The organism is Bradyrhizobium sp. 87 (assembly GCF_023073015.1).
Lineage (GTDB): Bacteria > Pseudomonadota > Alphaproteobacteria > Rhizobiales > Xanthobacteraceae > Bradyrhizobium > Bradyrhizobium canariense_D.
Map to the genome: position 1 here is coordinate 454919 of NZ_JADPIQ010000048.1, position 24556 is coordinate 479474.

At 63.9% G+C, this 24556-nt stretch carries 25 protein-coding genes, 1 tRNA gene and 1 pseudogene; 15 read left to right on the forward strand and 12 right to left on the reverse strand.

Annotation, left to right across the window (positions count from 1 at the left end):
* Positions 1-114 precede the first annotated feature (114 nt).
* Positions 115-1527: a chromosomal replication initiator protein DnaA gene (dnaA, locus tag IVB50_RS11745; RefSeq protein ID WP_026233035.1), complete on the reverse strand. Its 1413-nt coding sequence runs from the start codon at positions 1525-1527 to the stop codon at positions 115-117.
* Between the two features lie 1280 nt (positions 1528-2807).
* A complete protein-coding gene (gene rpsT, locus IVB50_RS11750) occupies positions 2808-3074 on the reverse strand; it encodes a 30S ribosomal protein S20 (RefSeq protein WP_007598259.1) in 267 nt (88 codons plus the stop codon).
* A 420-nt stretch (positions 3075-3494) separates the two neighbouring features.
* On the opposite strand from rpsT, the gene IVB50_RS11755 reads away from it, so the two are divergent.
* The 3 genes from IVB50_RS11755 to IVB50_RS11765 all read left to right on the forward strand — a co-directional run bounded on the left by IVB50_RS11755 (position 3495) and on the right by IVB50_RS11765 (position 5537).
* Positions 3495-3812, forward strand: coding sequence for a hypothetical protein (locus tag IVB50_RS11755; RefSeq protein WP_007616084.1), 318 nt, complete (start codon positions 3495-3497; stop codon positions 3810-3812).
* A gap of 129 nt (positions 3813-3941) precedes the next feature.
* Entirely contained in the window at positions 3942-4598 is a 657-nt protein-coding gene (gene msrA / locus IVB50_RS11760; protein ID WP_026233037.1) for a peptide-methionine (S)-S-oxide reductase MsrA, read from the forward strand.
* Between the two features lie 195 nt (positions 4599-4793).
* Positions 4794-5537, forward strand: coding sequence for a polysaccharide biosynthesis/export family protein (locus IVB50_RS11765; protein ID WP_018455842.1), 744 nt, complete (start codon positions 4794-4796; stop codon positions 5535-5537).
* Between the two features lie 100 nt (positions 5538-5637).
* On the opposite strand, the gene IVB50_RS11770 is transcribed toward IVB50_RS11765, so the two are convergent.
* The 4 genes and pseudogenes from IVB50_RS11770 to IVB50_RS11785 form a co-directional block, all read right to left on the reverse strand.
* Positions 5638-6120, reverse strand: a complete 483-nt coding sequence (locus tag IVB50_RS11770; RefSeq protein ID WP_026233038.1) for a hypothetical protein — start codon at positions 6118-6120, stop codon at positions 5638-5640.
* A 136-nt stretch (positions 6121-6256) separates the two neighbouring features.
* Positions 6257-6930: pseudogene (locus IVB50_RS11775) on the reverse strand (dienelactone hydrolase family protein).
* 240 nt (positions 6931-7170) lie between these two features.
* The gene (locus tag IVB50_RS11780; protein ID WP_026233039.1) at positions 7171-7506 is read right to left on the reverse strand and encodes a hypothetical protein; all 336 of its coding nucleotides are present in this window, start codon (positions 7504-7506) and stop codon (positions 7171-7173) included.
* A gap of 20 nt (positions 7507-7526) precedes the next feature.
* Complete coding sequence (locus IVB50_RS11785) at positions 7527-8291, reverse strand: alpha/beta fold hydrolase (protein WP_018455846.1); 765 nt, start codon at positions 8289-8291, stop codon at positions 7527-7529.
* Between the two features lie 304 nt (positions 8292-8595).
* On the opposite strand from IVB50_RS11785, the gene IVB50_RS11790 reads away from it, so the two are divergent.
* From IVB50_RS11790 to IVB50_RS11800, 3 genes are all read left to right on the forward strand, one after another.
* Positions 8596-9087 carry a (2Fe-2S)-binding protein gene (locus tag IVB50_RS11790; protein ID WP_007616069.1) on the forward strand — a complete coding sequence of 164 codons (492 nt, stop codon included), beginning with the start codon at positions 8596-8598 and terminating at the stop codon, positions 9085-9087.
* Entirely contained in the window at positions 9084-11366 is a 2283-nt protein-coding gene (locus tag IVB50_RS11795) for a molybdopterin cofactor-binding domain-containing protein (protein WP_247295899.1), read from the forward strand. Before IVB50_RS11790 ends, IVB50_RS11795 begins: the two co-directional genes overlap by 4 nt.
* Before the next feature lie 264 nt (positions 11367-11630).
* Complete coding sequence (locus tag IVB50_RS11800; RefSeq protein WP_085349734.1) at positions 11631-12725, forward strand: HD domain-containing phosphohydrolase; 1095 nt, start codon at positions 11631-11633, stop codon at positions 12723-12725.
* A gap of 53 nt (positions 12726-12778) precedes the next feature.
* Here the strand turns inward: IVB50_RS11800 and IVB50_RS11805 are convergent, their stop codons facing one another.
* Positions 12779-14359, reverse strand: a complete 1581-nt coding sequence (locus IVB50_RS11805) for an AMP-binding protein (protein ID WP_247295901.1) — start codon at positions 14357-14359, stop codon at positions 12779-12781.
* 107 nt (positions 14360-14466) lie between these two features.
* Complete coding sequence (locus IVB50_RS11810; protein WP_018455851.1) at positions 14467-14886, reverse strand: VOC family protein; 420 nt, start codon at positions 14884-14886, stop codon at positions 14467-14469.
* A gap of 125 nt (positions 14887-15011) precedes the next feature.
* On the opposite strand from IVB50_RS11810, the gene IVB50_RS11815 reads away from it, so the two are divergent.
* Together IVB50_RS11815 and IVB50_RS11820 are read left to right on the forward strand one after the other, a co-directional pair.
* Positions 15012-15986 (forward strand): tripartite tricarboxylate transporter substrate binding protein, encoded by a 975-nt coding sequence (locus tag IVB50_RS11815; protein ID WP_018455852.1) that lies wholly within the window; start codon positions 15012-15014, stop codon positions 15984-15986.
* 146 nt (positions 15987-16132) lie between these two features.
* A complete protein-coding gene (locus IVB50_RS11820; RefSeq protein ID WP_083926408.1) occupies positions 16133-16411 on the forward strand; it encodes a DUF3551 domain-containing protein in 279 nt (92 codons plus the stop codon).
* Positions 16412-16483: 72 nt separating this feature from the next.
* Here IVB50_RS11820 and IVB50_RS11825 read toward each other — a convergent pair whose 3' ends face one another.
* Positions 16484-17731 (reverse strand): serine protease, encoded by a 1248-nt coding sequence (locus tag IVB50_RS11825; RefSeq protein ID WP_026233040.1) that lies wholly within the window; start codon positions 17729-17731, stop codon positions 16484-16486.
* Positions 17732-17930: 199 nt separating this feature from the next.
* On the opposite strand from IVB50_RS11825, the gene IVB50_RS11830 reads away from it, so the two are divergent.
* From IVB50_RS11830 to IVB50_RS11855, 6 genes are all read left to right on the forward strand, one after another.
* Positions 17931-18548, forward strand: a complete 618-nt coding sequence (locus IVB50_RS11830; RefSeq protein WP_018455854.1) for a hypothetical protein — start codon at positions 17931-17933, stop codon at positions 18546-18548.
* Entirely contained in the window at positions 18535-18909 is a 375-nt protein-coding gene (locus IVB50_RS11835) for a transcriptional regulator (RefSeq protein WP_007616058.1), read from the forward strand. The genes IVB50_RS11830 and IVB50_RS11835 overlap by 14 nt, the downstream gene beginning before the upstream one ends.
* Positions 18910-18940: 31 nt before the next feature.
* Positions 18941-19681 (forward strand): di-trans,poly-cis-decaprenylcistransferase, encoded by a 741-nt coding sequence (locus IVB50_RS11840; RefSeq protein ID WP_018455855.1) that lies wholly within the window; start codon positions 18941-18943, stop codon positions 19679-19681.
* A 121-nt stretch (positions 19682-19802) separates the two neighbouring features.
* Positions 19803-20444: a GNAT family N-acetyltransferase gene (locus tag IVB50_RS11845; protein WP_247295903.1), complete on the forward strand. Its 642-nt coding sequence runs from the start codon at positions 19803-19805 to the stop codon at positions 20442-20444.
* Positions 20441-21127: a DNA-3-methyladenine glycosylase I gene (locus IVB50_RS11850; protein WP_018455857.1), complete on the forward strand. Its 687-nt coding sequence runs from the start codon at positions 20441-20443 to the stop codon at positions 21125-21127. The genes IVB50_RS11845 and IVB50_RS11850 overlap by 4 nt, the downstream gene beginning before the upstream one ends.
* Before the next feature lie 240 nt (positions 21128-21367).
* Positions 21368-21661, forward strand: coding sequence for a hypothetical protein (locus IVB50_RS11855; RefSeq protein ID WP_007598221.1), 294 nt, complete (start codon positions 21368-21370; stop codon positions 21659-21661).
* A gap of 115 nt (positions 21662-21776) precedes the next feature.
* Here IVB50_RS11855 and dinB read toward each other — a convergent pair whose 3' ends face one another.
* Positions 21777-22880, reverse strand: a complete 1104-nt coding sequence (gene dinB / locus IVB50_RS11860) for a DNA polymerase IV (RefSeq protein WP_018455858.1) — start codon at positions 22878-22880, stop codon at positions 21777-21779.
* Between the two features lie 168 nt (positions 22881-23048).
* Here dinB and IVB50_RS11865 point away from each other — a divergent pair, with 168 nt between their 5' ends.
* Positions 23049-23258, forward strand: coding sequence for a hypothetical protein (locus tag IVB50_RS11865; RefSeq protein ID WP_007598219.1), 210 nt, complete (start codon positions 23049-23051; stop codon positions 23256-23258).
* Positions 23259-23349: 91 nt separating this feature from the next.
* Here the strand turns inward: IVB50_RS11865 and IVB50_RS11870 are convergent.
* Together IVB50_RS11870 and IVB50_RS11875 are read right to left on the reverse strand one after the other, a co-directional pair.
* Positions 23350-23426 (reverse strand) — tRNA-Arg (locus IVB50_RS11870).
* Positions 23427-23500: 74 nt separating this feature from the next.
* Positions 23501-24556 (reverse strand): diguanylate cyclase, encoded by a 1056-nt coding sequence (locus tag IVB50_RS11875; RefSeq protein WP_018455859.1) that lies wholly within the window; start codon positions 24554-24556, stop codon positions 23501-23503.

Here is a 24556-nt window from a genome sequence, read left to right on the forward strand (position 1 = left end):
CATCCACGTCTGGGTTCGCGGTCCTAAGAACGTGGATGCCCGGGACAGGCCCGGGCATGACGACCTCCGATGCAGCTTGGATGTGGTCGCACCCGCGCAGAAGCAAATAGGCGTTTATTCCTGAAGCTGGCGCTTGAGCGATTCGACCTCGTCCGACAGCGCCGTGTCCTTGGAAACCAGGGCCTCGATCTTGCGCACGGCGTGCAGCACCGTGGTGTGGTCGCGCCCACCGAAGCGGCGGCCGATCTCGGGGAGCGATCGCAAGGTCAGCGTCTTGGCGAGATACATCGCCACCTGGCGCGGACGGACCACGTTGGCGGTCCGGCGCGAGGACAGGAGATCGGAGCGGCTGACATTATACTGCCGTGCCACCACGCGCTGGATGTCCTCGATCTTGATCCGCTTCGGTTCCTGCGGCCGGATCAGGTCGCGCACCTCGTGCTCCGCCATCTCCAGCGTCACCGGCCGATTGTTGAGCTTCGAATGCGCGAGCAGGCGGTTGATCGCGCCTTCGAGATCCCGGCCGTTATGGGTGATGGCGCGGGCCAGATAGGTCAGCACCTCCTCCGGCACCTCGAAGGTCGCATGATGGGCGCGGGCGGCTGCGACGCGCGACTTGAGAATACCGTGCCGCAGCTCCTCGCCGAGCGAGGCCATCTCGACCACGAGGCCGCCGGCCAGCCGCGAGCGCACGCGGTCGTCGAGGCTTTCGAGGTCGGACGGCGGACGGTCGGCCGCGATCACGACCTGGCGGCCGGCATCGATCAGCGCGTTCAGCGTGTGGCAGAACTCGGCCTGGGTCGACTTGCCCTGCAGGAACTGGAGATCGTCGATCACGAGCACGTCGATGCCGCGCAACGCTTCCTTGAAGGCGAGCGCCGTCTGCGTCTTCAGCGCGGCGACGAAGCCGTACATGAATTTCTCGGCGGTGAGATAAAGCACCTTGCGCTCGTTGCCGGAATTGCCGGCCCAGGTCACCGCCTGCAAGAGATGCGTCTTGCCGAGGCCGACACCCGCATGGATGTAGAGCGGATTGAACATGACGGGATCGCCGCGACGACCCTCGGCGACCTGACGCGCAGCCGCATGCGCCAGCGTGTTGGAACGGCCGACGACGAAGCTCGCAAACGTCAGGCGCGGATCGAGCGGCGAGCCGCCGAGTGCATCATGATTGGCCGAGACCGGCGCGGTCGCGGTCGAGCGCAGCTCCGGCGCAGGCGAGCGGCGCGTTTCGACCGGCGCGGGCGCTTCCTTCTGCTGCACCACGGGGCGCACGGCCGAGCGCACGGTGAGATCGATGCGATGCACTTCCGGCATCTCGGCCTGCCAGCACGACAGCACGCGCTCGGCATAATGGGCCTGGATCCAGCTCTTCAGGAAGCGGGTTGGCACCGACAGACGCACGCTCTCGTCCTGGACGCCTTCCAGATCCATGCGCGCGAACCAGCTCGTATAGACGTCCTCGCCTACGTTCGAGCGCAGCCGACTCTTCACGCGTGACCAGCGATCCTGTTCCGGGGTTGTCATCATTTGAGAACTTTTCTTGAGAGATAAGGTTGCGTGGTGAGCGCCATGCTGAGTTCCTGCCAGGGATACCTGCTCAGGGATATTTGCGATGGCGGGACCTCAAGCGATTTCACCTGCAGGCATGGCTCGACCGTTCGGCGGAAACGCCGCGTCCGATCAGCAATGTCTAGAGATGGAGGGGTCGCGAGGTCAGCGCGTACTCGGCGCTCCGTTACACGCGGGAGGCTTGATGTCCGACGGATCTAAAACGGCATCGCTGGAAGTCGAAATGCTGGAAGTCGAAATGTGTTTCAATACCGCGTTGAGTTCGTAAGACATGATACCTCCCCGTCCTGCCGTGATTGCTCACGACAAGGTCCTGCGTGTCCAAACGACACCCGCTTCGTAGTCGGATGCCTGCCCGTGTACTCGTCGTCCGCTCGGCTTCGCCATCATGCCTGTCGGGGCAGCTTTCAAGATGTCTCTTAAGCGCGAGAGAAAGATCCCGCTTGGAGACATTCAGACAAAGAGCTACCGTTCCCACATTGCTGTGGGTTTTGATCCGACAATCGCTTGTTGAAGCGTCGCCTACGTGCACACCGCCGCCGATTTGCACGCTCGCCCCGTTTCCGATACCGCGCTGGTCTCAAGATCGTGGGCGCCGCTGACGTCTTAAGGAATACACTATGCGGAAAGACTCGCAACGGAATTGATTCACACTTGAGGCATCAAAAATCTTGATCTGCGTTAACGCCACGCGGCACTTGTGCACAGGCTTCAGAGCAAGTTTTTGGATTCGTGCACAGAATCGAAGATGCCGCGTCCGATGTGACAATTCTCCGCCACCGCCAAAAATTTTTTACAAAAGCGTCACGCGCGCGACGCGCGGGTGAATTTTCCAAATGCTTGGCCTCACTATGTCGATAAGTTGTTAGCGAGCCATCGTTTTTTGAGTCTCGTTTCACAGGGTAACTCCATCGCGTGACGCGATCCGGGGAAACTACGGTGTGCAGAACTCGCAAGCCCGCGAATTCAACTTGCGCCCGCCTCGCAGGGGCTTTTTGCACCGCGGTGCAAGTTTCCGCTGTTGCAAAACCATTCGCAGGTAAAACTACGGACGCGTCATGGTGCAAGCGCCGCAATCCTCCGATCGAAGGTCGTTCGACGCGTGACTGCTTGCGTGAATATGACGGGCAACAAAAAAGCCCGGCGTGAGGCCGGGCTATTTGACGCGTGTGATGTGCGATGTGATCGCCCGATCGAACGACTCGATCGGACGGCGTGCCAGAACGCTCGCGAGTTTACTTGGCGAGCTTGGCGATCTGCGCGGTGAGCCGCGAGACTTTGCGGCTGGCATTGTTCTTGTGAATGATGTTTCGCTGCGCGGCGCGCATCAAGGCGGGCTCGGCATTCGCCAGCGCCGTCACGGCAGCGGCGCGGTCGCCGGTCTTGATCGCTTCTTCGACGTTACGTACGGCACCGCGCATCTGGGTGCGGCGCGACTTGTTGACAGCGGTGCGGCGGGCGATCTTGCGCGTCGCTTTCTTGGCGGAAGTGGTATTGGCCATGGTCTCAATGTCCTTTGCGGGTACCGGTCGCGTCTTCGTCGGGTAGCGCCGGCTTGCTTGACCGCGTAATCGACGCTCGGAATTAGGGTGTTCGGTTGCTAGGCTGTTCCCGGAACATGAGCGACGGCCTTGCGGCTGCCTCTGAGGCCCAAGGAGCCTCTCAGCCCAAGAAGCCTCTAAGCCCAAAGAGCCTGCATCTGCTCAAAGAACAGCGGCGGCAGGATTGCGCCCGCCGCCAGTTGGCGCCCTTATAGAGAGGGTCTTCGGCACCGTCAACGCTTTCCCGGGCTGCAAAAGCAGCCCCTCAGAGCCGGGATGAGTGCCGTAACGCCCTGAAGAGGTTGAATTTCTGCCGTCTCCCTTGTATTGGCTGGCGGCGTTCCGAGGGTCGTCCGATCGGACGACTATATAGGGTGAGGCATGATCCGCGGCTTTTTCCGACTGATTGGGCTGTTGCTGCTCGCCGGCGGGTTCATCTTCATGGTCTATGATGGCGCCCGCTGGGTGGCCGACCAGACCCTGCGGTTCACCCGCTTCGGCCAGTTCTGGAACGACATCAATCAGGCCAGCCAGACGGCATTCCGGACCTGGGTTGAGGCCAAGGCGCCCTGGCTGTGGACCTCGGTGATCCGCCTGGTGCTGGATCAGCCGGTTTTCGCCGTCCTCGGCATTCTCGGCATCCTCCTGATGATCCTGTTCCGCCCGCGCAAGCCGTTGATCGGCTATTCCCGGGATTGAGCTTTCGAGCATGCCGCGCTGTAACAGGGCTGCCGCTCCGTGCGTAAAGACCTATATTCCCACCTGATCGCGAGCACGCCGCCTGAGTAATTAGCCCAGGCGATGCACGGCTCGTTCGGAGATCCGTCCATGGTGTTCATGCGCAAGACCACCGCATTGCCGAGCGCCGCGGAAGCGCTGCCGGGCCGTGCGCAAGCCATTCCGACCGCGACCACCCATTTCGTCAACGGCGCGAAGTTGCAGCCGCCTTATCCCGCCGGTCTCGAGCAGGCGGTGTTCGGGCTCGGCTGCTTCTGGGGCGCCGAGCGCAAGTTTTGGGAGCTCGGCGACGGCGTTTACACGACTGCTGTCGGCTATGCCGGCGGCCACACGCCGAACCCGACCTATGAAGAGACCTGCTCGGGCCGCACCGGTCACACCGAAGTGGTGCTGGTCGTGTTCGATCCCACCAAGGTGTCGTACGAGAAGCTATTGAAGACGTTCTGGGAGAGCCACAACCCGACGCAGGGCATGCGTCAGGGCAACGACGTCGGCACGCAGTACCGGAGCGCGATCTACACCTATTCAGACGCGCAGAAGAAAGCGGCCGATCAATCGAAGGCGCTCTATCAGAAGGCGCTTGCTGCAAAAGGTCTCGGCACCATCACCACCGAGATCGCACCCGCCGGCGAATTCTACTTTGCCGAGGACTATCATCAGCAATATCTGGCCAAGAATCCCGCCGGCTATTGCGGCCTGGGCGGCACCGGCGTGTCCTGCCCGATCGGCGTCGGTGTGAGCGCGTAAGCTGGTCCCTCGTCATGGCCGGGCTTGTCCCGGCCATCCACGATATTTCGTGCGGCACCAAGAACGTGGATGCCCGGGAAGAGCCCGGGCATGACGGAGTGTTTGGTACCATTGCCAAGCCACCCGCCCCCTCAACGCTTTATTAACCATAACCGGTGCATCACTGGATCTGTCTCGTTTCGAGGGATAAGTCCGGTGCCGGTTGCACGCGCGTTTCGATGGTCGATCTCGGCAGCATCCCTGGCAGCGTCCGCCGCGCTGACCCTTGGCGGCTGCATGCAAACCGCTGGTCCCGTCGCCTATGTGCAGCCGCGCGCCGATCTCGATTCGATGGTCTATGGCCAGCCGTACAACGCGCCGCAGCCCGCCGTCGTCGGCAGTGGCGGCGGTGCCATCGCAGCACTCAGCAATTCCTTTGCCTCGCCTGCGCCCATGCCGGTCGGTTATGCCGCGCCGATGGCGGCGCCTGTTCGCTACGATGCCTCCTATCATCTCGACGCCGGCGACAAGCTGCGCGTGGTTGTCTACGGCCAGGAAGGTCTCACCAACAGCTACGCAATCGACGCCGGCGGCTCCATCACCATGCCGCTGATCGGCGGCGTGCCGGCACGCGGCCGCACCCCCGCGGGTCTTGCCGGCGAGATCGCCGCAAGGCTGCGCAACGGCTACATTCGCGAGCCCTCGGTCGCCGTCGAGATCGAGGCCTATCGTCCGTTCTTCATTCTCGGCGAAGTCTCCGCGCCCGGCCAGTATCCTTACGTGCCGAACATGACGGTCGAAAGCGCCGTCGCGATCGCCGGCGGCTTCTCGCCCCGCGCCAAGCGCGACGTGGTCACCGTCACGCACACCGAAGCCGGCGGCGCCATGCGCGCCGTGGTGCCGCTCGGCACCCCCTTGAGCCCCGGCGACACCGTGTTTGTCGGCGAGCGCTGGTTCTAGAGCGTTTTCGAGCGAAGTGGATACCGGTTCGCGTAAAGAAAACGCGTCAGAAAAGAATCTAGAGCCTCGGTTCTGATGCAATCAGAACCGAAGCTCTAGCTCACCGCCTGAAATCCAGACGCCCGTTCGGAAAACATCCGTCGATCCTGGTGGCGTCGACCACCAGTCCAACCCATGGCCGTGTGATCGCCGGGTTGGTCAGGTTGATATATTTCCCGACCAGGCGACCCGCGCGATCACGCGCCGTATCGATCAGCCCGTGCCGGCGGCCATGGTCCCAGTCGAAGCGGAGGAAAATGCGCTCGCCTGCGACCCGCACCTCCGCGCGTCCTTCTTTCCAGGCTTGCGGCGTATCGCCGGCAATGGTCGGATCTGCGCCGCCATTCCAGCGGCTGGCCCAGATGCCGTCGAGCGGGTCTGACTGTGCCGCGATAATTGCCCATGCCGCCGCGTTGACGTCAGCCGCATCGCCGGCAAGCGCGGCGGTTGCGGCATAGTCCATGACGTCGCGATCATCAGGCGCGGGCACGTCCATGGTGCCGAACGGATTGCGGATGACGATGTTCGTATTGGCCTGCTGCATCATGATCTCCCGGCGCGAATTGGCTTGATCAGCCAGCTCTATCGCCGGGCAGCAGGATGCAGCCACCCGATTCCTGCTCGTCATCCGGGGCGCGCGAAGCGCGAGCCCGGAATGACAGCGAAGACAGCCGCGCGCGCTACGATTTCAAATGCTTCGCGAAAAATTCCATGCTGCGCGGCCAGGCGATGTCGGCGCTGGCCTTGTCGTAGCTCGTCCGCTCGTCGCAATGGAAGCCGTGCTGCGCGCCCGGATAGACGAAGACCTCCACGTCCGGCCGCTTCGTCTTGATGGTCTCGACGTCGGTCAGGGGAATGCCGGCATCCTTCTCGCCAAAGTGCAGCTGTGTCGGAACTTTTGGTGTCTCGTCGGCATAGCGCACGACGGCGCCGCCGTAATAGCCGATCGCGGCCTTCAGGCCCGACAGCCGCGTCGCCGCGACGAAGGCGATGCTGCCGCCCAGGCAAAAGCCGATGATGCCGACCGGGCCGACGCTCTTCACCGCATCGATCGCCGCCTGCGTGTCGCGCAGCATCGCGTCCCAGTCCGGACTGGCGACGAACTTGCGCGCTTCCGCGATCTCGTCGGGCGAGTAGCCGGACTGGAAGCCCGGCGAGGTCCGGTCGAAGATCGACGGCGCGATCGCGACATAGCCTTCCCCGGCGAGGCGATCGCAGACCGAGCGGATGTGATGGTTGACCCCAAAAATCTCCTGGATCACCACCACCGCGCCCTTCGCCGTGCCGGCGGGGTCAGCGCGATAGGCACTGAGCTGGAATTGTCGGAGGCCGTCAGCTTGATGTCCTGTCGCACGCGGGTTGTCCTTTTGGTTAGTCTTCGATTGCGGGTTCCGCTCGTTCCACAAACTCGTCATGCCCGGGCGTAGCCGTCCGAAGGACGGCGTCGCTTCCGCTCGCCTATGTCCCGGGCATCCACGTTCTTGGTGCGGTAGGAAAGATCGTGGATGGCCGGGACAAGCCCGGCCGTGACGATGTGGCAGCTCCAACGCATGATGGCGCAGAGACGATTGCTCTGCGTCATGAAAAGCCACTCTCACTCCCACATCCAGTTCTCGCCATAATCCTCCTTCCAGCCCGCCAGCCGTCCGTGGCGGAATTGCAGGAACAGGCGGTGACGGGTGGGGATCAGTCTGCTGCCGCCGATGTTGCGAAGGGCGAGATAGATCTCGTTGCCGGGGCGTCCCCGCACATATTGCAGCGGTTGCCCCAGCGCCCGCGCAGTCTGGTCGGCATCCATGCCGAAAGCGAGCGGCGTGTTGTTCGACAAGGTCGCGACGAAGGGCAGGCGGGGCAATGTCCCGCCGAGTTGCTCGGCTTGCGCGGATGCTGACAGCAACACCGCGCCCGCAGCCAATATAGCTCGCTTCATCGCCACTGTTCCTGTCCGACCTATTCCGGCAAGTTCTTCAGGAAAGGCAGCACCGCGTCAACAAAAGCCTGTGGCTGGTCGATGTTGACGGCGTGTCCGGCGGCGGGGATCACGACTTTTTGTGCGCCGGGAATTTTCGCGGCCATGTAGTCCGAGGCAGCTAGGAACGGCGTGTCGTCGGCGCCGACCACGATCAGGCTGGGCACCTTGATCTCCGGCAGCAGCTCGATCACCTTCGCATCGCGCTGGGTCAGCATGCCGCGTGCGGCGAGCGCCAATCCCCTGGCATCGCGATGGCTCGCGGTGGCGCGCTCGCGCGTTGCCGCCTTCAGCACGTCGAGCCCTTCGCGATCGAATTTGTCGGCAGTGGCGAGCGCGCGCGCATTCCAGGCCTCGCGTGCATCGTCCTTCTTGAAGCCGGGGCCGGTGTCGATGATCAGCAGCGCGCGGACGCGCTTTGGATGCGCGCGAGCGAAGGCAAGCGACATGTAGCCGCCGAGCGAGAGCCCGCCAATGATGGCGCGCTCCGTGCCGACCACATCGAGGATCGCGGCGATGTCGCCGACGGTGAGTGCTTCGCTGTAAGCGGCGGGATCGTCGGGATAGTCGGACTGGCCGTGACCGCGCATGTCCCACAAGATCAGCTTGTGATCCCGGGCAAGTGCCTCGACCTGCCCATGCCACATTGCCGAAGTCGATGAGTAGCCGTGGGTGAGCAGCAGCGGCCAGCCCTCGCCATGAACCTCGTAATGGATTCCAACGCCGTCCCGATCGATCTTAGGCATTGCATCCACCTTATTATCTTGTCTTCCCCCATCTTAACGCGCCGGGTTACTCGGAGGAAACTGCCTGAATGCGATGGCCTGCCTGCTTGGCGTGCACTCTGTTGCGTTCAGCCGCTGCATCACCGCTGTTCTCGCAACGCACAAGATGCGCGCGCCTCGTTTGTTTCGATCGATTCCAAATTGCATTTGCCTCCGCGCCTGAACGCGATCATTCTTGCGATCAAGGCTGGCGCCGGCCCGGTGGGCGTCCGCTACTCAAGTTGCCGCCGTAAGCGGCTTCATGCACCGGCAGGGGAAGACGCCTATGCCAACTCTCACCATCAACGGGCGGAGTCTGTCCGTGGATGCGGCGAACGACACGCCGCTCCTCTGGGCGATCCGCGAGCAATTGCAGATGACCGGCACCAAATTCGGCTGCGGTGCCGGCCTGTGCGGGGCCTGCACCGTGCACGTCAACGGTGAAGCCGTGCGTTCGTGCCAGACCATGGTCGGCGATGTCGCCGGCAAGAAGATCACCACCATCGAAGGCCTCGCCGCCAAGGGCGACCATCCCTTGCAGAAGGCATGGATCGCCGAACAGGTGCCGCAATGCGGCTACTGTCAGTCCGGTCAGATCATGCAGGCGGCCTCGCTGCTGGCGAAGAATCCCAACCCGACCAAGGAAGAGGTCGTGGCGCATATGGACGGCAATCTTTGCCGTTGCATGACCTATTCGCGGATCCAGAAGGCAATCATGCGCGCCGCAACCGAGATGCGCACCGCATCCGCCTCCGGCAACGAGCGGAGGCCCACATGAACAAGCACGTGAACAACGTTGCGCCCGAGGCGACCGATCTCAGCCGCCGCTCCTTCCTGGTCGGCACAGCGGCCGCCGGCCTCGTGCTCGGCTATGCCGGCGTGCCCGGCATCGGTGAGGCGCTTGCGGCGCCTTCGAACTTCGAGCCGAGCGTTTGGTACGCGATCGCGCCCGATGGTCTCGTCACCGTCACCTGCGGCAAGGCCGACATGGGCCAGCACATCGCCTCCACCATGGCGCAGATCGTGGCCGAAGAGCTGGGCGCGAAGTGGAGCGACATGCGCGTACAGCTTGCCTCCAACGATCCGAAGTTCAACGATCCCGTGTTGGGCGCTCAGATCACCGGCGGCAGCTGGTCGACCATGATGAACTTCGAGGCCATGAGCCGCGCCGGCGCTGCCGGGCGGATGGCGTTGACAGAAGGCGCGGCCGCCGCGATGGGCGTGCCGGCGTCGGAGCTCGTGGTGCGCGATTCCATGATCTCGCACCCGAAGTCGAAGAAGGCGATGTCCTTCGCCGATGTCGTCAAGAGCGGCAAGGCGACAAAAACCTTCACGCCGGACGAGCTGAAGGCGATCAAGCTGAAGACGCCGGATCAATACACCATGATCGGCGTGTCGGTGCCGCAGCTCGACATTCCCTCCAAGACCAACGGCACGGCCAAATACGGCATCGACGTGATGCTGCTAGGCATGGCCTATGGCGCGGTCGTGACGCCGCCCGTGCGCTTCGGCGCCACGGTGAAATCGGTCGACGACAGTGCCGCCAAGAAAGTGCCGGGCTTCATCAAGGCCGTCACCCTCGACGACAAGACCGGAACGACCTCGGGCTGGGTCGTCGCGGTCGCCGGCACATATGCCAACGCCAAGAAGGCGGCGCAGGCGCTCAAGATCGCCTATGACGGCGGTCCAAACGCGAAGGTGTCGAGCCAGTCGCTGCTCGACGAGGCCATGCGGCTTCAGAAGCAGGAGGATTCCGGCCAGTTCTTCGTCAAGGACGGCGATCCCGCGGCGGCGTTCGGCACGGCGGCCAAGGTGCTGGAGGCGGAGTACACCACCAGCATCAATATCCATGCGCCGATGGAGCCGATGAACGCCACTGCGGAGTTCAAGGGCGAGATCCTGCACATCTATTCCGGCAACCAGTTCGCAACGCGCTCCGGCGCGATCGCGGCGGGTGCGGCCGGGATCGATCCGAAGTTCGTGGTCATGCATCAGATGTGGCTCGGCGGCGGCTTTGGCCGCAGGCTCGATGCCGACATGATGATTCCGGCGGTGCAGGCGGCGAAGGCCATCGGCAAGCCGGTGAAGGTGATCTATACGCGCGAGAACGACATGACGATGGATTTCTCGCGTCCGCTCACCTACCAGAAAGTGAAGGCAGGCGTGGACGGCGACGGCAAGCTCATCGCGCTCAGCCACGACGTGGTTTCGGCGTGGCCGACCCAGCGCTGGGGAATACCCGATTTCCTGACGCCCTCGGTCGACAAGAAGGGTCCGCTCGACTCCTTCACGGTGAACGGGGCCGACTTCTTCTACACCGTGCCCAACCATCATGTGCGCGCGATCAAGAACGAGATGGCGCACAACGCGACGCCGTCCGGCCAGCTCCGCTCGGTCGCGCCGGGCTGGACCTTCTGGGCGGTCGAAAGCATGATCGACGAGATCGCGGCGGCGGCGGGCAAGGACCCCGCGCAGTTCCGCATCTCGCTGCTCGACGGCGCCGGCAAGAACGACGGCGGTGCGCAGCGGCTGCGCAATACGCTGCTCGCCGCGATGGGTCTTGCCGGCTACGGCACCAGGAAGCTGCCGAAAGGTGAGGGCATGGGCGTGGCCTGCGTCTCGTCGCAGGAACGCGCGACCGCAAGCTGGACGGCCTGCGTCGCTCACGTCGCCGTGGCGCCATCGGGCGAAGTGACCGTGAAGAAGCTCACGGTCGCCACCGATGTCGGCACGCAGGTGCATCCCGACAACATCCGCGCCCAGGTCGAGGGTGCGGCGCTGTGGGGCCTGTCACTGGCGATGTACGAGAAGGCGACGCTGAAGGACGGTGGCATCGAACAGACCAATTTCGACAGCTACACGCCCTTGCGCATGAGCCAGGTGCCGGAGGTCGCGATCGCCGTGATCGCCAATGGCGAAAAGGCCACTGGCGTCGGCGAACCCGCGGTGACAGTGATCGCACCCGCGATCGGCAATGCCATCTTCAACGCCTCGGGCGCCCGCGTCCGGGCCCTGCCGATCACGGCCGAAGCCGTGAAGGGCGCGATGAAGGCGTAAGGCTGGTTGCGATTGTTGACCTGACATGATCCGCCGGGGGCAGCCCCCGGCGGATTCGTCGTTAAAAAAGCCCTGTGTTTGCAACCACATCTCTACTGTGCATGGGGTTGTTTTCGAGGTTTTTGATTGGAACCGCCGGGGACGCGAATTCCGTAAAATTGTCCCAGATTCCGCAGGGTTCCATTGAGCACGCCTCTTAAGGGCCGGAGAACCTGATCCGGCTTAGGCTTTTGCCCGAAACACGCCCGTGCTCTTGGGGAAGCCATGAACGCCTCAGCCAAACCCGCCGCCAAACGCCGGCTTCTGCTCGCCTCCGACCGGAGCGACGAGAGCACCGAGCTCGCCAGCATTCTCAAGGCGGTCGGCGACGTTGCCACGGTAACGACGCAGGAGCTCCCCGAGCAGCCCTCGCGCGATCTCTCCGGCCTCGTGGTCGACATCAATCTGCGCTCGCCCGACAGCGTGCAGCGGGTGCGCAACAAGCTGCGCGGCGACGCCTATCGCGCCATGCCTCGTCTGTTCGTGCTTGCGGACGCCCTGCATCACGGCACCATGCAGGCTTGGGCGCTGGGCGCCACCGACACCATCTCGCGGCCGCTTCAGCCTGAGGACATCCTGCAGCGCATCCGTGCCGCCTTCCCCGACACCGCCGTCTATGACGCGACCGATCGTGGCAAGACGCTCAATCGCGGCGTCGAGGCCGCGCACGCGGTGCTGAAGAAGATGTTCGAGAAGCTGCCGCTCGGCGTGCCCCTGACCTTCGACGACGTCATCGCCGCCGAGAGCAAGATCCTGAAGGCGATCAAGCACTCCTCGCTGCGCGAGTGGCTCACCACGGTGGGCTGCCACCATGTCGGCAGCTACCGGCATTGCCTGTTCGTGACCGGATTTGCGGTCTCCTTCGCCCAGCACCTCGGCATGCGCGAGGACGACCAGCGCCGGCTGACCCGTGCCGCGCTGCTGCACGATGTCGGCAAGGCCTTCGTTCCCTCCGCGCTGCTCGACAAGCCCGGCAAGCTCACCGACGAGGAGATGGCTGAAGTCCGCCAGCATCCGCGCCGCGGCTATGACGCGCTCGCGGCTCAAGGCGGCTTCCCGCCGGAGATGCTGGACGTCGTGCTGCATCACCACGAATTCCTCGACGGCTCCGGCTATCCCAACAATCTCTCGTCGAACCAGATCAGCGATATCGTGCGGGTCACGACCATCGTCGACATCTACGCGGCACTCGTGGAGAAGCGCGCCTATCGCATGCCTTTCACCCACTCGCGCGCGTTTGCGATGATGGAAGGCATGGGCGGCAAGCTGGACCAGCAGCTGTTGCAAGCGTTCCGCCCGGTGGCCCTGGGGTCGTTCTGAACTCCGGTGTCGTCCTGGCGAAAGCCAGGACGACGTTGTGGTAATCGCTCGTGCTACCCCACCATCTTCCTCAGCTCCGCCTTCGCCACCTTCTCCAGCGTCGAGCGCGGCATGTCGTCGACGAAGCGGATCTCGCGCGGCATCTTGAAGTCGGCGAGGCCGGCGCGGCAGGCGGCCATCACGGCGTCGTGCAGATCAGGCCGGGCACCGGTGACGCCACCCTGCGGGATGATGAAGACGACCGGCACCTCGTCCAGCATTGGATGCGTCTTCGCCACCACGGCGGCCTCGCGCACGCCGGGGACCAGTGCGACCACCTGCTCGATCTCCGACGCGGCGACGTTCTCGCCGCCGACCTTCAGCATGTCCTTGCTGCGGTCTGCGAAGCGAATGTAGCCGTTCTCCAGCCGCCCCACGCGGTCACCGGTGAGAAAGAAGCCGTGCTCGTCGAAGCTCTCGCGCGTCGCCTTTTCGTTGTGCAGATATGCGGCGAACAGCGACAGGCCGACAATGCCCTTGATCGAGAGATTTCCGGTGCCGTCGATTTCGGTCGGCCGCCCGTCGTCGTCGGTGATGCGGATTTCATATTCCGGCGCGGCGCGGCCGATCGACATCGGGATGTTGGGCTGGTCGATCTCGCCGACGATGCCGTGGGTGATGGTCTCGGTCATGCCCCACCAGCCGATGATCTTGACGCCGAAGGCGGCGAAGGCCGGCGGCTCGTTGATCGCGGTGCCCCACAGACGGAATTTGTGATCGCTCGGGATCTCCTGCTCGAGCAGCGCCTTCATGCAGAACGGGATCGTCGAGGTCCAGGTCGAGCCGTGCTCGCGCGCAGCGCCCCAGAACCGGCTGGCGGAAAAGCGCGGCTGGATCACGCAGGTGGCGCCGACCCATAGCGTCGCCAGCATCGAATAGGCCAGCGCGTTGGTGTGGAACAGCGGCAGATAGGCCTGATGCACGTCGCTTGCGTGCAGGTCTTCGTGCGCGGCGTTGATCTTGGCGCCCCACAGCGCGTTGGCGTGGGTCCACAGCACCGCCTTGGGGCGCGATGTCGTGCCCGAGGTGTATTGCACGCTGCACGGCGCGAGCGGATCGATCGCGCGCCTGGGACGGTCGGCGCTATCGGCGAACAGCTCCTCAAAGCTGTCGCCGCGTGAGACCGGGTTCCCGGGCGGCGCGCCCGCATCGTGCGAAGTCACCGCCATCCAGCGGATGTTGCGGCAATTCTGCGCGACGATCTCGGCATAGGCCGGCTGTGTGATCGCGGCGACCGCGCCGCAATGATCGGCAAAATAGTCGAGTTCGGCCGGCGCCGAGCGCGTGTTGGTGGTCACCGCGATGGCGCCGAGTTCGACACAGGCGAACCAGGCCAGCAGCGCCTCGATGCAATTGTCGAGGTGAATGAGCACATATTCGCCCGGCTTCACGCCGCGCTTCGTCAGTCCCGCCGCGAGCGCGCCGACCCGCTCGTGAAACTCGCCATAGCTCCAGCGCCGCGCAGGCGCGTCGAACGGCGCCCAGATCAGGAACGGATGTGAGCTGCGCACGTCAGCCCGCATCTTCAGCAGCCAAGGCACATCGAGCCCGTCGAATGGGCCGACGATTCCGGCGGCGGCTTGCGAAGTCGGCATATGTCCTCCCGTGCAGCCTGCATCTTGCCGGCGGCCGCGTTTTGATGATTGCGTCTTCCTGCTCTCTCAGCCCTCATGCGACGGTGCGTGGGGCAGGCGGCTTGGCCTTACCGGCCGCCGTCCTCGTATGACGAAATCTCGATCAGGCTGCCATCCGGATCCCTGCAATAGACCGAGCGCAGCGTGCCGCGGGCGCCCTGCTTGGGAACCGGGCCCTCTTCGATCGCAACGCCATGTGCCTTCAAATGCGCCACCACCTCGTCGGGGCTGGCGGAGGTGAGGAAGCACAGATCCTCGCTGCCGGCGGTCTGGTGGTCCGCGGTGAACCACTCCACCTTGTCGGCATCGCGCGGCCGGACGTTGATCTTCTGGTTACCGAATTGTAGCGACGTCCGCGGCGCTTTGCCGCCGCCGGGGTCGAATACCTTGACTTCCATGCCGAGAATCTTGCCGTACCACTCGGCGGTCACTGCGACGTTCGCGACGTTGATCACGAGATGATCGAGGGCTTCGACCTTGACCGCCATGCCTTATCCTTTCGTCGTGATGCACCCCGTGTACTTTGCGCCTGCGGCAAGCTTTGTTACAACCGCGCCGACGCCATTTTCAAGCTATCTGGCTTCAAGAACAACACGTTGGGAGAACCCTTGAGATGATCACACGCCGTACCGCGCTGAGCCTGCTCGCCGCCAGTCCGCTTGCAGCCAGCCCGCTGTCGAAGGCCCTTGCCGCCGATTACCCGACCCATCCGGTGAAATGGGTGGTCGGCTATCCGCCGGGCGGAGCCACCGACATCCTGGCGCGCCTGATCGGCCAGCGGTTGTCGGAGAAGTTCGGCCAGCAATTCGTGATCGAAAACAAGCCGGGTGCCGGCAACAATATCGCCACCGAATCGGTCGTCAACGCCGAACCCGACGGCTACACGCTGCAACTGGTCAATCCGGCCAACTTCATCAACGCCTCGCTCTACACCAACCTGAAATTCAACTTCGTGCGCGATATCGCGCCGGTCGCCTCGTTCCAGCGCGTGCCGAACGTGATGACCGTCAACAAGGACGTGCCGGCCAAGACCGTCGCCGAGTTCATCGAATACGTGAAGGCCAACCCCGGCAAGGTCAACATGGCCTCCTCGGGCAACGGCACCTCGGTGCATCTGTCCGGCGAGATGTTCATGGCGCTGACGGGCTGCAAGATGCAGCACGTGCCCTATCGCGGCGCCGCACCCGCGATCACCGACATGCTCGGCGGCCAGGTGCAGGTGATCTTCGACAACATGCCCTCGATCATCCAGCACATCCGCTCCGGCTCGCTCCGCGCCATCGGCGTCACCACGGCGGAGCGCTCGCCGCAGCTGCCCGACGTGCCGGCGATCGGCGAGACCGTGAAGGGCTACGAGGCGAGCGCGCTGTTCGGCATGGGGGCGCCGAAGAACACGCCCAAGGAGATCATCGCCAAGCTCAACAGCGAGATCAACACGCTGATAAAGGAGCCGGACATGGCCAAGCGCCTGGTCGAACTCGGCGGCGAGCCGCGGGCGCAGACGCCCGAGGCGTTCGGCGACGAGATCAAGGCCGAGACCGAGAAATGGAAGAAGGTGGTCGAGTTCGCCGGCCTGAAGGTCGAGTAGCGATCTTGTGATGTCCGGGAATGGAGCCCTGCCGTTCGGCAGGGCTTTTTTCTTGGATGCCGTGCCATTGAGCTGGAATAAAGCGGCTTCGTGAAACCTGATGGGTATATGGCGCGTATGATGCGCTGTGAGGAGAGGAGTAGATCATGCGTAAGACGCAATTGGTGCTGGTGGCACTCGGCGTGACAGCCCTTGCCGGCTTCGCGACGGTTACGCCGGCAGCGGCGCGCGACTATCCTTGGTGTGCCCAGGGCGGTGAGTATGATTATCCGGGGGAATGCTCCTACAGCAGCTATGAACAATGCCAAGCCAGCGTGTCCGGCCGGCTGCTGTACTGCGATCGCAATCCCCGCTTTGCCTACAGCCAGGTTTCTCCGGCGCAACCGCGATCGCACCGGCGGCCGCGCCCCGTCGCGCCGTACTAGCGAGCTGGCTGACTTCAGCCCGGTTGGAGCGCCTCGTATAGGCTCGACGCCTCCAGCCGGCCCGCGTTGCCGCTACCGCTTCGCGTCGGCCTGCTCGATTCCGTTGCACGAGATCAGCATCGTGTAGGGCCGCGCATTGCCCGCGATGTCTGTGGTCTTGATCTCGCCTTTCGGTTCGGCAGTCTGGTAAGGCACCACGGAGTTGTCGAGGAAGTCGCGCAACGCGCCGGTCTTGATCGCGAAGTTGATGTTTTCGGGGATGTTGCCGGTCGCAGCGGCCATCCGTAATCCGTCCAGCTTTCCCGTAACGACGCCAACGATCTGCCCGGTGGTGTCGAACAGCGGGCCGCCGCTATTGCCGGGCTGCACCGGCGCACTGATTTGCAGGAAACGCGAATCGTTGCGCATGCCGCTGAGCGAGCTGACGATGCCGGTCGTGACGGTGAAGTCCGAAGTCAGCAGCCCATGGAAGGGAAAGCCGATCGCGACGACGGAATCGCCGGAGCGGATCGAGCGGTCGCGGATCCGGGCGAACTCCTTGAACATGGTCGTCGACGGCGCCTGCAGCAAGGCGAGGTCGTTGTTGGCGTCGCTCGACACCACGCGCAAAACCATTCCGGCTTCGCCCGTGAGATTGCCCTTGATGTCGCCGACGCAGCCATTGATCACATGGTTATTGGTGACGACGTGTCCGCTGGCACTCACGACGAACCCGGTGCCGCTCTTGGCTCTGGCAGGTTTGCTGCCGTTGGCTGGCGGTCCCTGCTTGTCCGGCGCTGGCTGCGGCTTGGCGGCGATCTTGGTGAAGTCGCCGGCCTTGTCGAGCCCGTCGGCTTTCACCTTGGTGACGCAATTGGCCAGTGCCGCAATCACGGGCCCGGCCGAGGTCAGGTCGAAATTCAGCACGGTGCGGCCGCTCGTCGCGACCATCAGGCTTGCCTTCTGAAACGTTCGTACCACGTTGGCAGGCATGACGGAGCTGAGCATGTTCGTCTGGTTGGCCGTGGCGAACAATCTGGCTTGCTCCTGTCCGTCAAAGATGACGTCGATCGCGGCATTCTCGCCCTGCTTGAAGCGGTAGCTGGGACTGGCAAAGCTCAAGATCCACGAGCCCCCAGCATTCTGGCCGACGACGAGAATGACGCCGTTGGCATAAGGCGCCGTCGCGGCACAATGCGAGAAGGCTCCCGTTTCGTCATTGCTGAACGCGCCGCCGACCCAGTTGCCGATTTTGACGCTGCCGAATGGGCCGGCTGCCTGTGCTGCGGTGACGACGCTCACCTGCAATAATGACGCAACGATGAATGGCTTAAGCCACATACTCTCCCCCCAGCGCGTTCGCGCGCATCTTATCCGCGGGAGGACGTCTCGCGCAACCGGCAGTTGTCTGTTGAGGACGGATCCTCTCGGGCGACCTTCGGGACTTGCCTTTACTTTGCAATCCGATATGCTTTGCAGTACAAAGTAACAGACGGATAGACCCGGCAGGGATAGGCGGAGCGAGGTTTTGGCGTTGCCAATGCGCGATCTCGACAAGGCACTGGCCGACATCGTGGCGATCCGCAGCCAGATTGCGGCAGGCACGGCATTTCGCGGTTACGGCCCGGCGACGATGGCCGCGACCGGCGCGGTCGCGCTTCTCACCGCGATCCTGGAATTCTGGCTGCTTGGTGATGCCACCAGCGAACCGCTCGGCTTCTTCTTCGGCTGGTTCATTGCCGCCGCGCTCTCCGGCCTGATCATCGGCATCGAGATGCGCGCGCGTTCGCGCCGCCATCATTCGGGCCTCGCTGATGCCATGATCCACCAGGCCGTCGAGCAATTCCTGCCCGCTGGCGTTGCCGGTGTGCTGCTTGCGGTGGTGATGTGGAAGTTCGCGGGCGAAACGCTGTGGCTGCTGCCGGGCCTGTGGCAGATCCTGGTGTCGCTCGGCATTTTTGCCTCCGTCCGTTCGCTGCCGCGCACCGTGGCGCTCGCCGGCGCCTGGTATTTCATATCCGGCTTTGCGGTGGTGGTGCTCGCGAGCCAGACCCATACGCTGTCGCCATGGACCATGGGCCTGCCCTTCGTGATCGGGCAATCGGTGATGGCGGGCATTCTGTATTTCGCATCGGGAGACCATGATGTCGAAGATTGACAGCGCACCCTTCTCTTATGAAGGACTGGACCGCGTGATCCACGAGAAGGCGAGGCTCGGACTTCTGACCTCGCTGATGGCGCATCCGAAAGGTCTGGCGTTCGCCGATCTCAAGCAGCTCTGCGGCCTCACCGACGGCAATCTCAGCCGGCATCTCGCCGTGCTCCAGGAAGCCGGCCTCGTCGAGGTGACCAAGGGCTATGAGGGCAATCGCCCGCACACGACCTGCCGCCTGACCAAGGCCGGCCGCCGCCGCTTCCTCGACTATCTCGCCGTGCTCGAACGCCTGGTGCGCGACGCAGCCAAGGCTGCCGGCCGCGAGGCGGCGCCGCTCGGCCGTCTCGGTATCGTCTCGACCTGATCCTCCCCCTTTTTTGACCGGAGACTTTGCAATGCAAAGTGACCTTGTGTCCCGCAACGACAAGCTTCACGTCGGCATCATCATGGATGGCAACGGCAGATGGGCGACGCGGCGCGGCCTGTCGCGCGTGCGCGGCCATGAGGCCGGCGTCGAGGCGATCCGCCGCATCGTCGAGGCCGCGCCCAAGCAGGGCATCGGCACGCTGACGCTCTACGCCTTCTCGACCGACAATTGGCGAAGGCCGAAGGCCGAGGTCGCCGCGCTGATGACGCTTCTGAGATTCTACCTCGGCAACGAGGTGCAGAGCCTGGTCAAGAACGGCGTGCGCCTCACCGTGATCGGCCGGCGAGACCGCCTGCCCGACGGTATCGCCAATGCGATCGCGCGCGCGGAAGACGCCACCGCGCACGGTGGCACGCTTCATCTGCGCATCGCCGTCGACTATTCCGCCCGCGACGCCATCCTCAACGCGGCGGCGAAGGCGGCGGCGCTGACGAGTCTCACCCGCGAGGCGTTCTCGCAGCTCGTCACCGGCGAGGCCGGTTTGCGCGACGTCGACCTCATCATCCGCACCTCGGGTGAGAAACGGCTGTCGGACTTCCTGCTCTGGGAAGGTGCCTATGCCGAGCTGCACTTCACCGAGCGGATGTGGCCCGAATTCGACGCAGGCGATCTCGCTGCGGCCCTGGCCTCCTTCCACGGCCGCGAGCGTCGCTTCGGCGGCCTCCAGGCGATCGTGCCGGAGGAGGTGCCTTCACTCTCTCGCGTGTGACGCCCGGCACCGAGCAACGAACTGTTCGTTTTCGGCCGCAAGATTGGCAGCACCGTCCAAGCGGTAAGCGCGCGGTCTCGGCTAGGTGTGCATTCGATGCAACCTGCCGAGAGCCGCGCGCATGTCACAGCCGTTGCTGGATGCCATTGTCGAGTCAGCCGAAGGCAACGCCACGCTTCGTATCAGGCCGGCCAGCGCGTCCGATGTCGAGATCCTCTCGATCTATTTCACGAGCCTCTCCACGACATCGCGCAACAAGCGCTTCATGGGCGCGCGGGCGGACTTTGCAATGATCGCGGCCGAATGCGTCGCCAAGACCAGCAATCCCGGTCATTTCACCCTGCTCGCCGAGATCAGGCACGAAGGGCAGGGCACGATCATCGGCGAAACCAGATACGCCTACGATGCGGCTGCACGGCATGGTGATTTCGCCATCTCTGTTGCCGATGGCTTTCAGCGCCAGGGCGTCGGCCTCCAGATGGTGACGGCGATGGAGAGGCACGCGAGCGATCTCGGTCACGAGATGATTGCAGCCGAGACCGCGCGCGTGAACGCCGAGATGCGCGGCTTGCGAAGAAAGCGGGGTTCGAGGACACCGGTCTCGGAGACTGGCAGTCGGTCCATCTCGCGAAGCGTCTGTCGCGATAGCCGGGCTTGCCGCGAACCGAGCAAGCGCGACCGAAGTCGGCGGACGTGGCGGAGCTGGACCCGAGCGTCGAATTCTGGTGTCGTGGCACACCCTCAATCGCGTGTCTCCCAATGACCTCCTTCAAGACCATTCGTGCGCGCGCCGAAAAACGCAAGGGCGGGCCCAAGGCGCTCGAAAAGCTGATGCCGGAAAAGCCCGACCTGAAGGGCCTCGCCAAACGCGGCGACGACCGCATCCTCGCAGAGATGACGAAGCGTGTGTTTTGCGCGGGCTTTGCCTGGAGCGTGATCGAGACGAAATGGGACGGGTTTGAAGACGCCTTCCTGCGTTTCCAACCGGCCAAGCTCACCTTCCAGCCGGAGGATTATTGGGAGGACCTGCTGCGCGACGCGCGCATCGTGCGCAACGGTGCCAAGATCATGTCGGTGCGCGACAACGCGGCCTTCGTCCAGGAGATCGCAAGAGAGCACGGCAGCTTCGGCAGGTTTCTGACGAAGTGGCCGCCGTCCGACCAGATCGGCCTGCTCGAGCTTCTAAGCAAGCGCGGCAGCCGTTTGGGTGGCAATACCGGCCAGATGCTGCTGCGGTTCGTCGGCTGGGACGGCTTTGTGACGTCCAGGGACGTCGTGGCCTGCCTGCGCGATGCCGGTCTCGACATTGCCGAAGAGGTCAAGTCGAAGGGCGATCTCGCCAAGGTGCAGGCGCAGTTCAACGCCTGGGCCGAGGAGACCGGGTTGTCCTACACATATCTGTCACGCATCTGCGCGCTCTCTGTTGGCGAGAACAGAAGCGAGTAACGAATTCGGCTCTTGAAATCAGCTCTTGGAATTTGGCTCTTGGGATGTTGAATCATGTGCATCCTGTGGCGATCTGGTGCCGCAAGCGCGGCAGACGCGACGCGCGATCACGAAATGCATTTCTCCGGAACATTTGTGCGTAGCACCTGTTCGGAAGATTGGGCCAGGCGAACATCAGCGCAGGGAACGCCCGCTCTGGCTCAGCTCAGTGAAACCGACGTGACAGAAACGGAGCAGCTCATGAAGCTCACATCCGAACAGGTGAAGCAGACCGTCAACCAGCTCGGCGCTCAAGTGCTGCCCGACGAGCATCCCGCGATGCCGCAGCTCAACAGCATGTTCGGCGAGCACACTTTCTTCGTCGATGAGACGGGGCTGAAGGTCGTCGAGCCCACGGCGCCGCCCGGCACCGAGCGTCAGAGCGGCGAAGTCGTCAGCCTCGCCGATTGGGGCGATTCCGAGCTGACCCGCCTGATGGCACACGAGCCCGAACCGACGGGCGTGATCGTCGTGTTCGAGCACGTGAGGCATTGATCGGGCCCAGCGGATCGTCCTTCGGCGGCGAGTCTGAAAACCCGCCACCGTAGATTCGCGTTGCGAGCGCGCTCGACGTGGCTCTCTGCGTCCGCCGAAAGCCCGTCGGTTTGGTTCAGATGCCGAGAGTCAGCTGCGGCGGCTCCGCATCGTCCCCGGCCTGGAGGGAAGACAGCGAGACCCCCAGCAGCCTGACGCTCTTGGGCAGCGGAATCTCGACTTCGAGCAGGCCGCAAGCCAGCCGCTCAAGATCGTCCCGGCCTGCAACCGGCGAAAGAGCGGACCTGCTGCGCGTGATGATCTCGAAGTCGGCAAACTTGATCTTCAAGGTGACGGTGCGGCCACGGCTGCCCGTCGCCTCGCAATGGCGCCACACCTTGTCGACGAGCGGCTTGAGCTCGGCGACCAGCGCGTCGAATTCGGTGAGATCGCTTGAGAACGTGGTCTCCGCGCCGATGGACTTGCGGACCCGGTTGGCCCGGACCGGCCGTTCGTCGACACCGCGCGAAATCCAGTAGTAATAGGCGCCCGACTTGCCGAAATTCGCATTCATGAACTCCAGCGTCTGACGACGAATATCGAGACCGGTGAACATGCCGAGCGCGTTCATCTTCGCACCCGTGGCCGGGCCTATCCCATGGAACTTTCCGACCGGCAGGGTCTCGACGAAGGCGGGTCCCATCTCCGGTGAAATCACGAACTGACCGTTGGGCTTGCGATGATCGGAGGCGAGCTTGGCCAGGAACTTGTTGTAGGAGATGCCGGCCGAAGCGTTGAGGCCCGTCTCGGCCTTGATCCTCTCGCGGATCCTGAGCGCAACATCACGCGCCAGCGGGATGCCCTGCAGGTTTTCCGTCACGTCGAGATAGGCCTCGTCGAGCGACAACGGCTCGATGATGGGGGTATGCTCCGCGAAGATGTCGCGGATCTGCCTAGAGATCGCCTTGTAGACCTCGAAGCGCGGCTTGACGAAGATCAGATCGGGACATTGTCGCTTCGCCGTCACGGATGGCATGGCAGAGCGAACGCCGAACTCGCGGGCCTCATAACTGGCGGCCGCGACGACGCCACGTTCCGCGGAGCCTCCGACGGCGACCGGCTTTCCGCGCAGCTCCGGATGATCGCGTTGTTCCACGGACGCGTAGAAGGCATCCATGTCGATATGGATGATCTTGCGGACGGGCGAAGCTTCGCCGGTCGCCGTGTCGGATTCGCTCATGGCAAGATGATACAATCGAGCGATGAGAAGCGCGAGGTGGGTGTGGTTCAGCGCTCGAGACAGGCTGGCCGCCGCTCCGGGATGTCCCACTTCATCAAAAAACAATCTCAGGCTTGTGAGTGGCCAGCATGGCCACGCGCTCTAATATGAGGCTGCGGAGGACAGCCCATGCAATACAGCTCCGAACTCATTCGAACGATGCGTCAGGCGCTGGAGGCCGTGATGGCCAGCGTGCCGCCCGATCAGTCGGTGTTCGGCCTGAAGGCGGCGGTCGCCGAATGCATCCTGAAGGCGGCCGCACACGGTCAGACGTCCTACGACGGACTGGTCACGTCGGCTTCCGACCAGGTTCAGGCGATCATCTCGATGCTGAATTGAGGTGGGCTTGCGCCGAGCAGGCGATGACCTGAGCGGGCGGGGTAACAACGCAAATCGGGTGAGGGTGCCTCCAGCGCGCACTGGAGGAGACTGGCGCACCCGACACGATTCGAACGTGTGACCTTTGCCTTCGGAGGGCAACGCTCTATCCAGCTGAGCTACGGGTGCTAGTCGAGGTTCATTTAGCCGATTGGCGGAGGGTGGGCAACCGCTTCCGCCGGCTTCGTCCAGGCTGATTTGGGCTAGGCTGATTTACGAGTCGCGCGGTCAGGAACCGGCACGCCGTCCCGCCCGAGCTTGGCGAACTCGGCGAGCAGCCGTTCGGAGCACATGACGCGGTTGCGGCCGAGCCGTTTGGCCGCATAGAGCGCCTGGTCGGCCGCGCCCAGCAGCCGTTGGGGGCTGTCGTCGGTTTCGTCCGGAATGTGGCTGGCGACGCCGACACTCAGGGTGACGTGCTCGCCGGCACCGATGGCGCCGTGGGTGACCCGCAAGGCCATCACCGCGCAGCGGATTTCGTCGGCGATGGCGCAGGCGGCATCGCAACCCATGTCCGGCAGGATCAGCGCGAATTCCTCGCCGCCATAACGGCTGGCGAGATCGAGCGGGCGCACGGCATACCGGCTGACGACGGACGCGACCGCGCGCAGGCATTCGTCGCCGCTCTGGTGGCCGTGGCGGTCGTTGAACAGCTTGAAATGATCGACATCGACGAACAGCAGCGCCATGGGCTTCTGCGTCCGCTGGGCGCGGGCCCATTCACTCATCAGCATCTGGTCGAACGCGCGGCGGTTCGACAGGCCGGTCAGCCCGTCCTTGGTGGCAAGCTCCTTCAGGGCCATCTCGGCGCGCTTCTGGTCGGCAAGGTCGCGCAAAGTCTCCACCACCGCGATCAGATGGCCGGCCTCGTCGTGAATGGGGCCGGCGTCGATGGCGAGATAGAGCTGGCTGCCGAGCTTCGGCATCACGCACCAGTTTTCGGCGCTGAAGCCGAGCCCGTTATGACCGCGCGCGGCATATTCCGAATAGAACGCCGGCAGCTGTTCCGGGCGGTCGAGCGCGACGAGGTCAGCGAGGCAAGGGCGCCTGGTCTCGTAGAAGGCCTGCCAGTGCTTATTGGTGCCGATCACCTCGGAGGCGGCGACACCGGTCAGCCGCTCGCAGGCCCTGTTCCAGATCACGACGCGGCGCTTGGGGTCGATCACGAAGGTCGGCACCACCAGATGCTGCATCAGCCGCACGGCATAGGAATCCGCAACGTCGACCGTCTTGGCTGGCGTTTTCCCCGGCTTCGCCAT

What these genes read in the sequence shown, in the direction of transcription:
- dnaA (WP_026233035.1), bottom strand. Translation starts at nt 1,527, where the DNA reads ATGACAACCCCGGAACAGGATCGCTGGTCACGCGTGAAGAGTCGGCTG.
- rpsT (WP_007598259.1), bottom strand. Translation starts at nt 3,074, where the DNA reads ATGGCCAATACCACTTCCGCCAAGAAAGCGACGCGCAAGATCGCCCGC.
- IVB50_RS11755 (WP_007616084.1), top strand. Translation starts at nt 3,495, where the DNA reads ATGATCCGCGGCTTTTTCCGACTGATTGGGCTGTTGCTGCTCGCCGGC.
- msrA (WP_026233037.1), top strand. Translation starts at nt 3,942, where the DNA reads ATGGTGTTCATGCGCAAGACCACCGCATTGCCGAGCGCCGCGGAAGCG.
- IVB50_RS11770 (WP_026233038.1), bottom strand. Translation starts at nt 6,120, where the DNA reads ATGCAGCAGGCCAATACGAACATCGTCATCCGCAATCCGTTCGGCACC.
- IVB50_RS11780 (WP_026233039.1), bottom strand. Translation starts at nt 7,506, where the DNA reads ATGAAGCGAGCTATATTGGCTGCGGGCGCGGTGTTGCTGTCAGCATCC.
- IVB50_RS11785 (WP_018455846.1), bottom strand. Translation starts at nt 8,291, where the DNA reads ATGCCTAAGATCGATCGGGACGGCGTTGGAATCCATTACGAGGTTCAT.
- IVB50_RS11790 (WP_007616069.1), top strand. Translation starts at nt 8,596, where the DNA reads ATGCCAACTCTCACCATCAACGGGCGGAGTCTGTCCGTGGATGCGGCG.
- IVB50_RS11795 (WP_247295899.1), top strand. Translation starts at nt 9,084, where the DNA reads ATGAACAAGCACGTGAACAACGTTGCGCCCGAGGCGACCGATCTCAGC.
- IVB50_RS11800 (WP_085349734.1), top strand. Translation starts at nt 11,631, where the DNA reads ATGAACGCCTCAGCCAAACCCGCCGCCAAACGCCGGCTTCTGCTCGCC.
- IVB50_RS11805 (WP_247295901.1), bottom strand. Translation starts at nt 14,359, where the DNA reads ATGCCGACTTCGCAAGCCGCCGCCGGAATCGTCGGCCCATTCGACGGG.
- IVB50_RS11810 (WP_018455851.1), bottom strand. Translation starts at nt 14,886, where the DNA reads ATGGCGGTCAAGGTCGAAGCCCTCGATCATCTCGTGATCAACGTCGCG.
- IVB50_RS11815 (WP_018455852.1), top strand. Translation starts at nt 15,012, where the DNA reads ATGATCACACGCCGTACCGCGCTGAGCCTGCTCGCCGCCAGTCCGCTT.
- IVB50_RS11820 (WP_083926408.1), top strand. Translation starts at nt 16,133, where the DNA reads ATGCGTAAGACGCAATTGGTGCTGGTGGCACTCGGCGTGACAGCCCTT.
- IVB50_RS11825 (WP_026233040.1), bottom strand. Translation starts at nt 17,731, where the DNA reads ATGTGGCTTAAGCCATTCATCGTTGCGTCATTATTGCAGGTGAGCGTC.
- IVB50_RS11830 (WP_018455854.1), top strand. Translation starts at nt 17,931, where the DNA reads ATGCGCGATCTCGACAAGGCACTGGCCGACATCGTGGCGATCCGCAGC.
- IVB50_RS11835 (WP_007616058.1), top strand. Translation starts at nt 18,535, where the DNA reads ATGTCGAAGATTGACAGCGCACCCTTCTCTTATGAAGGACTGGACCGC.
- IVB50_RS11840 (WP_018455855.1), top strand. Translation starts at nt 18,941, where the DNA reads ATGCAAAGTGACCTTGTGTCCCGCAACGACAAGCTTCACGTCGGCATC.
- IVB50_RS11845 (WP_247295903.1), top strand. Translation starts at nt 19,803, where the DNA reads ATGTCACAGCCGTTGCTGGATGCCATTGTCGAGTCAGCCGAAGGCAAC.
- IVB50_RS11850 (WP_018455857.1), top strand. Translation starts at nt 20,441, where the DNA reads ATGACCTCCTTCAAGACCATTCGTGCGCGCGCCGAAAAACGCAAGGGC.
- IVB50_RS11855 (WP_007598221.1), top strand. Translation starts at nt 21,368, where the DNA reads ATGAAGCTCACATCCGAACAGGTGAAGCAGACCGTCAACCAGCTCGGC.
- dinB (WP_018455858.1), bottom strand. Translation starts at nt 22,880, where the DNA reads ATGAGCGAATCCGACACGGCGACCGGCGAAGCTTCGCCCGTCCGCAAG.
- IVB50_RS11865 (WP_007598219.1), top strand. Translation starts at nt 23,049, where the DNA reads ATGCAATACAGCTCCGAACTCATTCGAACGATGCGTCAGGCGCTGGAG.
- IVB50_RS11875 (WP_018455859.1), bottom strand. Translation starts at nt 24,556, where the DNA reads ATGGCGAAGCCGGGGAAAACGCCAGCCAAGACGGTCGACGTTGCGGAT.